This is a genomic window from Streptomyces sp. NBC_01465 (genome assembly GCF_036227325.1).
Lineage (GTDB): Bacteria > Actinomycetota > Actinomycetes > Streptomycetales > Streptomycetaceae > Streptomyces.
On sequence record NZ_CP109467.1, the window covers coordinates 8,653,301 to 8,665,213 of the forward strand.

The 11,913-nt window shown below is 69.5% G+C and carries 9 protein-coding genes and 3 pseudogenes; 6 read left to right on the forward strand and 6 right to left on the reverse strand.

The features are described from left to right. Positions 1-43: 43 nt before the first annotated feature. Positions 44-446: pseudogene (locus OG707_RS40090) on the reverse strand (TetR family transcriptional regulator); the annotation flags it as partial. Here OG707_RS40090 and OG707_RS40095 point away from each other — a divergent pair. From OG707_RS40095 to OG707_RS40105, 3 genes and pseudogenes are all read left to right on the forward strand, one after another. Beyond that, positions 389-675: pseudogene (locus tag OG707_RS40095) on the forward strand (MmyB family transcriptional regulator); the annotation flags it as partial. The pseudogenes OG707_RS40090 and OG707_RS40095 sit on opposite strands and share 58 nt — an antisense overlap. Positions 676-722: 47 nt before the next feature. Then, entirely contained in the window at positions 723-956 is a 234-nt protein-coding gene (locus OG707_RS40100) for a hypothetical protein (RefSeq protein ID WP_329126963.1), read from the forward strand. Further along, complete coding sequence (locus OG707_RS40105) at positions 956-1,327, forward strand: toxin Doc (RefSeq protein ID WP_329126964.1); 372 nt, start codon at positions 956-958, stop codon at positions 1,325-1,327. The genes OG707_RS40100 and OG707_RS40105 overlap by 1 nt, the downstream gene beginning before the upstream one ends. 33 nt (positions 1,328-1,360) lie before the next feature. On the opposite strand, the gene OG707_RS40110 is transcribed toward OG707_RS40105, so the two are convergent. Next, on the reverse strand, positions 1,361-1,537 hold the full coding sequence (locus OG707_RS40110; protein ID WP_329126966.1) for a hypothetical protein: 177 nt from the start codon (positions 1,535-1,537) through the stop codon (positions 1,361-1,363). Between the two features lie 246 nt (positions 1,538-1,783). Here OG707_RS40110 and OG707_RS40115 point away from each other — a divergent pair, with 246 nt between their 5' ends. Continuing rightward, the gene (locus tag OG707_RS40115; protein ID WP_329126967.1) at positions 1,784-2,122 is read left to right on the forward strand and encodes a thioredoxin family protein; all 339 of its coding nucleotides are present in this window, start codon (positions 1,784-1,786) and stop codon (positions 2,120-2,122) included. Between the two features lie 665 nt (positions 2,123-2,787). Continuing rightward, positions 2,788-3,078 (forward strand): WhiB family transcriptional regulator, encoded by a 291-nt coding sequence (locus OG707_RS40120; protein WP_329126969.1) that lies wholly within the window; start codon positions 2,788-2,790, stop codon positions 3,076-3,078. Positions 3,079-3,093: 15 nt separating this feature from the next. Here the strand turns inward: OG707_RS40120 and OG707_RS40125 are convergent, their stop codons facing one another. The 3 genes and pseudogenes from OG707_RS40125 to OG707_RS40135 form a co-directional block, all read right to left on the reverse strand. Beyond that, a complete protein-coding gene (locus OG707_RS40125; protein WP_329126971.1) occupies positions 3,094-3,750 on the reverse strand; it encodes a response regulator transcription factor in 657 nt (218 codons plus the stop codon). Continuing rightward, positions 3,747-4,397 (reverse strand): sensor histidine kinase, encoded by a 651-nt coding sequence (locus tag OG707_RS40130; protein ID WP_329126972.1) that lies wholly within the window; start codon positions 4,395-4,397, stop codon positions 3,747-3,749. The genes OG707_RS40125 and OG707_RS40130 overlap by 4 nt, the downstream gene beginning before the upstream one ends. A 640-nt stretch (positions 4,398-5,037) precedes the next feature. Next, positions 5,038-7,221: pseudogene (locus OG707_RS40135) on the reverse strand (MMPL family transporter); the annotation flags it as partial. A gap of 469 nt (positions 7,222-7,690) precedes the next feature. Here OG707_RS40135 and OG707_RS40140 point away from each other — a divergent pair. Next, positions 7,691-8,887: an MFS transporter gene (locus tag OG707_RS40140; RefSeq protein WP_329126974.1), complete on the forward strand. Its 1,197-nt coding sequence runs from the start codon at positions 7,691-7,693 to the stop codon at positions 8,885-8,887. A 326-nt stretch (positions 8,888-9,213) separates the two neighbouring features. Here the strand turns inward: OG707_RS40140 and ppdK are convergent, their stop codons facing one another. After that, positions 9,214-11,889 carry a pyruvate, phosphate dikinase gene (gene ppdK, locus OG707_RS40145; protein WP_329126976.1) on the reverse strand — a complete coding sequence of 892 codons (2,676 nt, stop codon included), beginning with the start codon at positions 11,887-11,889 and terminating at the stop codon, positions 9,214-9,216. Between the last annotated feature and the right edge of the window lie 24 nt (positions 11,890-11,913).

The following is an 11,913-nucleotide window of genomic DNA, read 5'->3' on the forward strand; positions in this document are numbered from 1 at the left end:
GCGGTCAGGCTCATGGAACGAGGCGATGGCACTTTGGTCGGACTCAGCCTGCCGAAGGTGCCGTGGATCGCCCCTGCAGGATCCCTTCGATGCCCTCCAGGAACGTCTCGGTGATCAGCCAGGGATCGGAGAGGCATCCTGCGGCCATGGCTCCGTCCCGGAGCATGACGAAGTGCCGTCCCGCCGCTTCGGCGGGCGCGTCTCCGACCTGTGCCAGCAGGTCCGTGACCGTGTCGAGGAATCACTGCCGGTGCGTGAGTACGGCCTGGTGGATCGGGTGCGCCGCATCGGGATACTCGGCCGCGGCGTTGAGGAAGGCGCAGCCGCGGAAAGCCCTCCGACCTGATGCCCTCAGCGATGGCGCGGCCGACCGCGCGCACCTTGTCGCCCGGGCTCCGCCGCTCTCCTGTGCGGCCGAGCCGACCTGCTTCTCGCTCAGAGCGGAGAGTTCCGGGAGGTGTGGAACGCCCATGAGGTCGGCATTCGTCCCCACGAGGTGAAGCTTTCGCCCACGCCGAGCTCAGCGCCCTGGAGCTCACCTGCCAGACACTGCTCGGCCCGATCCAGTCGCACTACCTGCTCGTCTACACCGAAATTCCGGGCAGCGACAGCTACGAAAAGCTGCAGCTGTTGTCCGTCATAGGAACGCAGGCATTGAGTCGCCCGACGCCTTAGCACCGATTCAGTACCGATCTAGTACTGGTGGCGAGTACGGTGGGCTCATGCCAGCCGTGAATGTGAAGTTCAGTGAGGAAGAACTCGACACCGTCCGAACCCAGGCCGCTGCCGCCGGCCAGTCCCTCGGCGCCTACATCGCGGCCGCCGCGGTCCGTGACCACCAGCGGCGCCACTTCGTGAGTACCGCGCTCAAGGCGTACGACCGCCTCCGCCCGGAATTCCTCGACCTCGACCCCGAAGACCTGGGCGCGCCCCAGCAGGGACAGGCCGCTGCCTGATGATCCTGCGCATCGACCTGGAATGGATCCTCGACATCCAGGCCCGGAAACTCCATGACCTGCTGGAAATCCGGGACTATTCGGCGCTCGGTGCCGCCGTGGCCAGGCACTGCTTCGACCCGGTCAACCTCGACCATGAACCGGATGCTGCCTGGCGGGCAGCCGCACTGCTCCACACCGTGGTCCGTCTGGAACCTCTGACCCGGGGAAACCGGCTGTTCGGATGCGTGCTGGCGCTCGCTTACATGCAGGACTCCGGGGAAGTGGTCGATCCTCCTTACGGAGCGCTTGTGGAACTCGCGAAGGATGTGGACGCGAAGCGAGCCGACATCTTTGAGATCGCGGACCGCCTCCGCTCCTGGCGCATGTGACCTGACCCGGCCGATGCGCCGGCCTCGTGCCTCCTACACGCCGCGCGTGCAGTAGTAGGGAATCCAGCCGCGGATGCCCTTGTACGTGATTCCCTTCCAATCCGAACTGCTGTGACCGCAGAGGTTGTATGCCCCGCCCTTGGATATCGGCGTGCCGGTCGTACAGGCGCTGGAACCCTTCGGCAGCAGGCCGAGCGCGAGACCGTTCACCGCCTTGGTCTTTCGCCGCCGACGGTGACTGCGTACTTGCCCAGGACGGACTCGGGCGTCGGCGGGGACGACGCCAGGGGAGGGCGGGCCGCTCGCGGGGGGACCGCCGTGGTTCAGCGACGTCCCCGTGCGTTCCTTCTGGCAGGCCAGCCGGACGGCCGACCGAGCCGGCCTGGCCCACTGCGCGAAGGATGATCGCGAAGGATGATGGGGATGACATGGTGGAACGTGAGGTCAGGAGCTGCAATGGCGAAGCGGGTTCACCGACCCCGTGAGGACGCGGAGTTCAATTTCATCCTTGGGATGAGCGGAGTTCCAGTCCTCGCGTACTTCACCGGGACATGGCCCAAGGCGATCGAGGCCTGCCGGGTGATGGATCTCGTCGTGGACGGCATCGCCGACGACTACGCGGGCCGCCTGACGGTCGTCCGCGCCGACATCACGCGTTGTCCGGCGGCAACCGAGCGATACGGGATCACCGGAGCCCCGTCCTACGTCCTGCTGAAGGAGGGAGAGGCGGTGGCGCACGACACGGGGCCCATGGGCATCGCCGAGGTGCGGAAGCTCCTGGACGGCCACCTCTGACTCTGAGCCGTTGCTGCGGCACGCGGTCGCGACACCGTCACGTCTCGATCCAGTCTTGGGGGATGAGGGCCCCGCCGTTGCGCCAGTGGTAGCGGACACAATCTTGGTCCCACTGGTCGGACCGGTTGGCGTAGTCACTGACGACCTGGCGCGGGAGGAGCATCACGGCACGGCCAGCAGTGGGGTGATGCGCTGGTCGGTCGATGAACCGCTCTGTCAGTGCTTCGTGTTCGGGATCGGTCCCCGGTGCGCCGGCGCCGACGGGGCTGCTCGCGCTCAGTGCACAGGGTACTGCGGACGACGGTGAAGGTGCCGCCGACGTCTGATCACACGGTGCGGCGCTATCGGCGGAGGTACGTGTCACCGCCGGAGCGGCCCAGCCAACCGGGCATTGTCGGTGGCGGCTGGACGGCTCACTCCTGGACGTCATGAACTGGACTCAGGAAGAGATCGATTCCGGCGCTGTCCTGATGACGGTGCTCGGGCAAACCGGCCCCGAGGGCCGGGCACGGTACGCCGCGCGTCCCGCCGATCCGGGCCACTGGGATTGGTCGGGAACCGCGACCTGACCACACGCGTGGATATGCAGGCGGGGAGGAATCCGGTACTCCGCCGAAGGACAATGGGCTCCGGGACAGAGCACGAGGCCAACGGGGGGTACGGCGATGGAGAACGAGAGATCCAACTGGCGGGCAGTGGCTGCCTGCCGGGGCGCTGATGCGGAGCCGATGTTCGCCGAGTCCGCACAACAGAAGAGGGCGAAAGTCGTCTGCAACCAGTGCCCGGTCCGTCTGGCCTGCCTGGCTGAAGCCCTGGACGAGCGGGTGGAGTTCGGCGTCTGGGGCGGCATGACGGAGAGGGAGCGGCGTGCACTCCGGCGTCGCCGACCCGATGTGACGTCGTGGAAGCACGCTCTGGAGAGAGCCCGATCCGCCCGCTCTGTGCAGTCGCGCTGAGGAGGACGCCGGGTATCAGCCCGGTGTGACCAGGCCCGTGTCGTACGCGAAGATCACTGCCTGCACCCGGTCCCGCGCCCCGATCTTCGCGAGCACGCGGCTGACGTGGGACTTGACCGTGGACTCGGCCAGGTGGAAGTTCTCGGCGATCTCGGCGTTGCTGCTGCCGGTGGCGATCGCTGTGAGCACTTCGCGTTCGCGCGGGGTCAAGCCGGCCAGCCGGCGGGCCTGTTCGGGCGTGCGGTCCACGTGGCGGTCGGTGAAGGACGAGATGAGTTTGCGGGTGAGACTCGGGGCGATCACTGCGTCTCCGGCGGCGACCGCGCGGATACCGGCGACCAGTTCGCCGGTATCCGCATCCTTCAGCAGGAAGCCGATGGCACCGACCCGCAAGGCGGCGTATGCGTACTCGTCGAGGTCGAAGGTCGTGAGCAGGAGCACGCGGGAGCGCTCGCCCGACTCGACGATGCGCCGGGTGGCCTCGATGCCGTCCATGCCGGGCATACGGATGTCCATCAGGACGACGTCGGGCCGGAGTTCGGCGGTCATACGGACGGCCTCGGCCCCGTGCGTGGCTTCGCCGAGCAGGGTCAGGTCGGGGTACTGCTCCAGCAGCATGCTCAGCCCGAGACGTTGCAGCGGCTGGTCGTCGACGACGAGGACAGTGGTCATGCGGTGTGTGTCTCCCTGTGCGACAAGGTGGTCCGGAGGCGGGCGTGGACGGTCCAGCCGCCTCGGGCATTGGGCCCTGCGGCGACGCTGCCTTCGTACAGGGCGGCCCGTTGGCGCATGCCGACCAGGCCGCGCCCGTCGTCGCTCCTGAAAGCGGCCGTGTGGCTGCGTGGTGGGCCGGTGTCCTCGACGGTGACGTGCACGGTGTCGTCGTCGGCGGTCGGTCCAGCGGACTCGACCGCCATGACTGTGACCTGGGCGGTGGTGTCTGGGGCAGCGTGTTTGAGGATGTTGGTCAGCGCCTCCTGGACGATGCGGTAGACGGCGAGTTGGAGGCCGGGGGCGAGGGGCGTCAGGTCACCCTCGGTACGCAGGGCGATGCGGGGGCCCGCGCCTCGGACGCGGTCCAGAAGAGGTTCGAGGTCCGCCAGGCCCGGTTGGGGGGCGAGCGGGGTGTCGTCCGCGGAGCCGGGCTCCTCACCGACGACCGCGAGGAGGCGGCGCAGTTCGGCGAGGGCGCCGCGACCGCTGTCGGCGATGATGCGCAGGGTCTCGGCCCCCCGCTTCGGCTTCGCCTCGGTGAGTCCGGCCGCACCGCCGGCGAGGCTGACGATGACGGAGAGGGTGTGGCCGAGGATGTCGTGCATCTCCCGGGCGACGCGGGCCCGTTCGGCGGCGGCTGCGAGACGGGTGCGCTGGTCCCTCTCGACCTCCAGACGTGCGGCACGCTCGTGCAGGGCCGCGATGTACGCGTTCACGACGCGGCCGACCAGGCCCGCCAGCGCGACCGCTGCCACGAGCGCCGCTTGCACGATCGCCAGCACAAGGGTCTGCAGAAACAGATCGGACGGTGGGCCGTCGGCGCGGACGAAGACCGATACGGCCGTCTGCAGGGCGGCGATCGCCGTACAGATCACCAGTTGCGCGGGCCTGACGCTGCGGCCCACGTTGAGGAGCGCCACTGCCCGCGCGGCCTCGGCGCCCGTCTCGACGTTCATGGCGAGGGCGACAGCGGAGACGGCGGACGTGAGGGCGAAGACCAGGACGGGTCGCTTCTGCCGCCACAGGAGCGGCAGACAGAAGGCGACGGTCAGTGCCAGCACGACGAGGACCCCGGGACCGATGCCGTCCCTGGCATTGCGCAGGGCCGGGGAGCCGAACGCCGTGCAGAGCAGTGGGGCGGCCCATCGTCGCATCCACGGATGAGCCAGGTCGGCCTGCCGCACCCGGGAGAGCCACTCCAGGACCGCGACGTCCGAGCGGTGCTGCGCCCAGCCCGGCGGCGTCTTCGGTGTCCTTCGACCGGTCGAGCAGATGGCGGAGCTTCTCGCCCTCCACGTCCACGTGGGGCAGGATCCGGTCGAGCCGGCCCGGCAGCGTCCAGGCGCGGCGGCCGAGCAGGGCCATCACCGCCGGGACGATGGTCATCCGGACGACGAACGCGTCGAGGAACACGGCGGCGGCGAGACCCAGGCCGATCGACTTGATCAGTGCGGTGTCGCTGAAGATGAACCCGGAGAACACGGCGATCATGATGATCGCAGCCGCCGTGACCACTCGGGCCCCGTGGCGGAACCCGGCGACTACCGCCTGTTGCGGTTCGGCCCCGTGGACGTACTCCTCCCGCATCCTGGTCACCAGGAAGACCTGGTAGCCCATGGCGAGGCCGAACACGACGCCGACCATGAAGATCGGCAGAATGCTCACGATGGGCGAGGTCTGGTCGACACCCAGGAGGCCCGCGAACCATCCCCACTGGAAGACGGCTACCACGATGCCGAGGGTGGCGAGGATGGTGAGGAGGAATCCGGCGGCGGCCTTGAGGGGGACGAGGATCGAGCGGAAGACCAGCATCAGCAGGACCAGGGCCAGGCCCACGACGACGCACAGGTACGGGATCAGGGCGTCGTTGAGCTTGTTCGACAGATCGATGTTGACCGCGGTCGTCCCGGTGACCATCAACTCGGCGCCGGTGTCACCGTGCAGGGTGGCGCTTCCGTCGCGAATGTCGGAGACCAGGTCGACGGTCTGCCTGCTGTCGGGGGAGCTCTTCGGAACGGCACTGATCATGGCCACGTCGCCGGTCGCGTTGAAGACCACCGGGCTCACCGAGGCAACGTCGGGCAGCTTGTCGAGCAGGGCGACCGCGTCGGCCGCCGCGGCCTTGGGATCGTCGCTGCCGCGGGCGTCGACGACCACGCTGAGCGGTCCGTTGTAGCCGGCGCCGAAACCGTCGGTGACCGTGTCGTACGCAGCGCGCTGGGTGCTGGAGGGAGCAGCCGTCGCGTCACTGGGCATGCCGAGTTCGAGTGACAGGGCCGGGATCGCGAGCAGAAGCAGCCCGGACACGGAGACCGCGAGGACCTTGACCGGGTTGCGCAGCACGAACTGGGCCCAGCGCACCCCGGCGGGCTCGCCCTCCCCCCGGTCTCGCGACGACCGCCCGCGACGCGCCCTGGCCTTGCTGCCGGTGATCCGCGTACCGGCGAATCCGAGCATCGCGGGGAGCAGCGTGAGGGCGATGACCACGGCGACGATCACCGCGAACGCGGCGCCGAGACCGATCTCGGTCAGCATGCCGATGCCGATGACGCTCAGCCCGGCCAGGGCGATGACCACCGTCAACCCGGCGAACACCACCGCCGACCCGGCCGTGCCGAGGGCCCGCCCGGCGGCTTCCTCCGGTGTGCGGCCCTCCGCCAGCTCACCGCGGTAGCGGGAGACGATGAACAGGGCGTAGTCGATGGCCACCGCGAGTCCGAGCATCAGCGCCAGTGTGGAGGTGCTGGAGCTGAGGTTCATGACCGAGCTTGCGACGGAGATCGCGCCGATCGCTGTGCCGACGCCGAACAGCGCGGTCAACAGCGGCAGTCCCGCCGCGACCAGCGAGCCGAACGTGATGACCAGGACCACTGCGGCGATGCCGATGCCGATGAGCTCGGTCGCGCTCTGCCCGGCCTCTTCGGCGACGGCGCTGCCGCCCATGCTCACCGCGAGACCGGCCTTCTCGCCCTGTGCCGAGATGTCCTTCAGCGCGTCGTGCGAGGCGTTGCTGACCTCGGACTGCGGCACCTTGTAGGTCACCTGGGCATAGGCGATGGTGCCGTCCTTGCTGACGGTGCCGCCGGCGTACGGGTCGGTGATGCTCGCTACCTGCGTCCCCGACTTCAACGCGGTGACGAGGGATTCGACTTCGGCCTTCTGGGACGCGGACGTCAACGTCCGCCCGGTCGGCGCCTCGAACACCACCCTGGCCGTGGCACCGTCGGCCGATGCCTGCGGGAACTCCTTCGCCAGCAGGTCGATCGCCCGCTGGGACTGGGTGCCGGGGATGCCGGAGGACTCCGATGAACTCGCGGACACACCAGCGGCACCTATTCCGACAGCAGCCAGCATGGCGATCCACAGCATCAGGACGAGCCGTCGTCGCCGGAAGGAGAACCGGCCCAGGCGATAGAGGAAGGTGGCCAAGGGAAACTCCCGGGAAGCAAAAAAGAGGGTGAGAACGCAGAACGCGTGACGGGGCTTCGAGGCCCCTTGGCTTCACGCTAGGACCGCTTTCTCGCCGGACGTTCGCACCAGGGAGGTGAATGCGTCTCTGCGGTTGGCACCAAAGTGCTAGCCGCTTGTCATCCGCCAGGTGTACCTCTTCCTGGTCAAGTCCCCAGGCGGCGCGGTCCGGGGCAACGGGCTGGAACTCCCACCGTGGACCCCATTCCACTGAGCCGTAGCACGCTCGATTATCGATACGAGGTGCTGAGGGTGTGGACCCGGATAACGTGGCACGAGCCGTACGTTCAATCTCAGCGGGGGGAAGATCGATGCCTCGACCAGCCCTGTTTGCAGGACCCAGCGATCCCCTTGCCACGGCCTTCTCCATCCCTCGCGCTCGTGATCGAACTTTGATGCTTTACGACCGCATCGCGGAGGTTCCGTGGGCGTGAGGCCGTCAGAGGCGGGAATGCGGCCGTGGCGCTTCGTTCTTTGGTTCGGGACCGTCAGTCTGCTCGCGGACTTTGTGTACGAGGGCGCACGTTCGGTCACCGGACCGCTCCTCGCCTCGCTGGGCGCCTCGGCCCTGGTGGTCGGCGTGGTCACCGGCGCGGGGGAGGCGGCCGCCCTCGGCCTGCGCCTGGTTTCCGGGCCGCTGGCGGACCGGTCGGGCCGGTTCTGGGCGTGGGCGATCGCCGGTTACGCCCTGACCGTGGCCACCGTCCCCGTGCTGGGCCTGGTCGGCGTGGTGTGGGCGGCCTGTGCGCTGGTTGTCGCCGAACGGGTGGGCAAAGCAGTCCGGTCGCCGGCCAAGGACACCCTCCTCTCGTACGCCACCGCCGCGACCGGACGTGGGCGCGGCTTCGCTGTACACGAGGCGATGGACCAGATCGGCGCCCTTGTCGGGCCGCTGACCGTGGCCGGGATCCTGGCGCTCACCGGGGACAACTACGCGCCCGCGCTCGGCGTGCTCGCCCTCCCCGGCATCGCCGTCCTCGGCCTGCTGGTGTGGCTGCGCCGACGGGTGCCGGAGCCGGCGCTGTACGAGCGCGCGGAGGCGGACGCGTCTGGGGAGCTGACGCCGGGCGGGCGGTCCGCCGGGCCCATGCCGGCCGCGTTCTGGAGATACGCGGCCTTCACCGCGGCCACCATGTCCGGATTCGCGACATTCGGCATGCTCTCCTTCCATCTGGTGGAGCGCGGGATGCTGGCGGCGGCCTGGGTTCCGGTCCTCTACGCGGGTGCCATGGCAGTCGACGCGCTGGCGGCGCTGGCCACGGGCTGGGCGTACGACCGCATCGGGCCACGTGTGCTGGCGGTGCTGCCGCTGCTTGCCGCCGCCGTGCCCGCGCTGGCCTTCACCCGTACCCTCACGACGGCCGCGCTCGGGGCGGTGGTGTGGGGGGCGGCCACGGGAATCCAGGAATCCATCCTGCGCGCCACCGTCGCCGACCTCGTCCCTCCCGGCAGGAGGGCTACCGCGTACGGCATTTTCGCGGGCGTCGTCGGCGGCGCGAGTCTGGCCGGCGGGGCGCTCGTCGGGTGGTTGTACGCGTACTCGATTCCGGTTCTGGTGGCGGTGGTTGCCGCGATACAGGCCCTCGCCCTGGCCCTTTTCCTCAGCACCCTCGCCCGCCGCTCCTGACGCTCCCTCGGGGGAGCGGGCCAAGACTTTAAGGAGGGATCGGTCCGGTCCGCGCAGTGGGCACGGCGCGACAGCTGACAGTCCAGGCCGGCATGCGTTCGCCCATGAGGGTGCGCGTCCTCAGCCCCGCCTCGAGACCGGCTCGGCGACAGCGACGAACGCCCGGCTCCTGGCATTCGGGATCCTGGGGCTGATCGTCTTCCTCGGCACCACCGGCGCAGGTCACCGGCAGCCCGGCGAAACCGGGTCGGTCGTCGAGGAGCGGCACTACATCGGTGACGGATACCGCCACCATCACGGTGATCGAGGCCGCGACTGAACCGCCGTCAGCGGCTGTCGGAGTGTTCGGCGGGGCGGAGCGTGGCGCGCCCCGCTTCGAGGCGGGCGGCCGGGACGCGGTAGGGGGAGCAGGAGACGTAGTCGAGGCCGGCCCGGTGGAAGAAGTGGATGGAGCGGGCATCGCCGCCGTGCTCCCCGCAGACACCGGTGGTCAGGCCCGGGCGGGAGGCCAGCCCCTTTTCCAGCGCCATCGTGATGAGCAGGCCCACCCCCTCGGTGTCGAGGCTGGTGAACGGCGACGTCTCGAAGATGTGGTTCTTGAAGTACAGGGGGAAGAACGCGGCTTCGGCGTCGTCGCGCGAGCAGCCCCAGGTGGTCTGGGTGAGGTCGTTGGTGCCGAAGGAGAAGAAGTCGGCGGCCTCCGCAATGCGGTCTGCGGTCAGCGCGGCGCGCGGCAGTTCGATCATGGTGCCGATCGGGCAGTCGATCCGTGTTCCGGTCTCTGCCGCGACCTCGGCCAGGACCTGCTCGACCCGGTCGCGGACCAGGCGCAGTTCCTCCACCGCCCCGACGAGGGGCACCATGATCTCGGCGCGCGGACGGCCCCCTGCGCGCAGGCGCTCGGCGACGGCTTCGGCGACCGCACGTACCTGCATGGTGATGAGGCCGGGCACGGTCAGGGCCAGGCGTACGCCTCGCAGCCCCAGCATGGGGTTGGTTTCGTGCATCCTCTCGACCGCTGCCAGCAGTTCCACGTCGTGCGCGGCGGGGGAAGGGGTGGCGGCCAGGCGCAGACTCAGCGCGGTGCGGTCGGGCAGGAACTCGTGGAGCGGCGGGTCCAGGAGCCGGATGGTGACGGGCAGTCCGTCCATGGCCTCCAGAATGCCCACGAAGTCCTGGCGCTGCAGCGGCAGCAGCGCATCGAGGGCCTTGGCGCGGGCTGCCTCGTCGGCGGCCAGGATCATCGCTTCCACCAGGGGGCGCCGGGTGCCCAGGAACATGTGCTCGGTGCGGCAGAGCCCAATGCCCTCGGCGCCGAGCCGTCGGGCCAGAGCGGCGTCGTGAGGAGTGTCGGCGTTCGCGTAGACCTTCAGACGCCGGGCGGAGTCGGCGTGCCGCAGCGAGCGGGCCACGGCATCGGTGAGCGCCCCGGTGCTGCGTCCGTTCTCCAGGAAGGACCCGACCGGGGAAGACTCCAAGGGCAGCGCCCCGAGGTGGACGGCGCCGGTGGTTCCGTCGACCGACAGAAGGTCGCCCTCGGCGACCACGGTGCCCGCTCCGGTGGTCGCCCGCCGCCCGGCAGCGTCGACGGTGAGGTTCTCCGCACCGCATACGCATACCTTGCCCATCCCCCGGGCGACGACGGCCGCATGGCTGGTCTTTCCTCCGCGACTGGTCACCACGGCCTCGGCGGCCACCATGCCCGGCAGGTCGTCGGGGGTGGTCTCCCGGCGGATCAGGACGCATGCCTCGCCGCGGCCTGCACTGCGTACCGCGGCGGCGGAGTCGAAGACGGCCCGCCCCACTGCGGCGCCCGGCGATGCCGCGAGGCCGCGGGCCAGGGGAGCGCGGGCGGGGTCCGCGGCGAACTGCGGGAACATCAGCCGTGTCAACTCCTCACCGTCGACCCGCTCCAGCGCCGTCCTGTCGCTGATCACCTTCTCGTCCACGAGCGCGTAGGCGATACGGAATGACGCCTCGGCGGTCCGCTTGCCGACACGGGTCTGCAGGAGCCACAGCCGGCCGCGCTCGATGGTGAACTCCACGTCGCACAGATCCCGGTAGTGTCCCTCCAAGGTCTGCAGGTGCCCCAGCAACTGCCGGTAGCAAGCGGGGGAGAGACGCTCGAGTTCGGCCAGCGGCACGGCATCGCGGATGCCGGCGACCACATCCTCGCCCTGCGCATCGCTCAGGTACTCGCCGTAGGCACCGGCACTGCCGGTCGCCGGATCGCGGGTGAAGGCCACTCCGGTTCCGGAGTCGGCCCCCAGATTCCCGAAGACCATCGCCTGGATGTTCACCGCGGTGCCCAGCGCGTCGGAGATGTGCTCACGGCGGCGGTACAGGCGGGCCCGCTCCGCGTTCCAGGAGGAGAACACCGCCCGTACGGCGCACCGCAGTTGGGCGCGGGGATCCTGCGGGAACTCCTCGCCGCTCTCCCGGAGAATGATCGCCTGGTATCTCCCGACGATCTCCTGCAGATCGGCCACGTCCAGCTGCTGGTCCTGCTTCAGGGAACGGTCGTGCTTGAGGTGAGCGAGAGCGTCCTCGAAGTGCTGGCCGTCCACGCCCATCACGGTGCGGCCGTACATCTGCAACAGCCTGCGGTAGGAGTCCCAGGCGAACCGTTCCTTGCCCGAGGCGGCGGCCAGCCCGAGGACGCTCACGTTGTTGAGGCCGATGTCCAGGACGGTGTCCATCATGCCGGGCATGGAGAACCTGCTGCCCGAGCGGACCGACACCAGCAGCGGATCCTGGTTGGAGCCCAGGGTGCGTCCGGTCTCCTTCTCCAGGGCGAGCAGGCCCTCTTCGAGCTCCCCGGCCATCTCCGGCGGTTCCGTACCGGAGTCCAGATAGACGCGGCAGGCCTCGGTGGTGACGGTCATCCCGGGCGGCACGGGCAGACCGAGGCGGGTCATCTCGGCCAGGCCGGCCCCCTTCCCACCGAGCAGGCCGGCCATATCGCGGCTGCCCCGGGCGAATGCGGAGACGTAACTGGTCATGGTCGGCCTCTTCTTCGGTGTGCG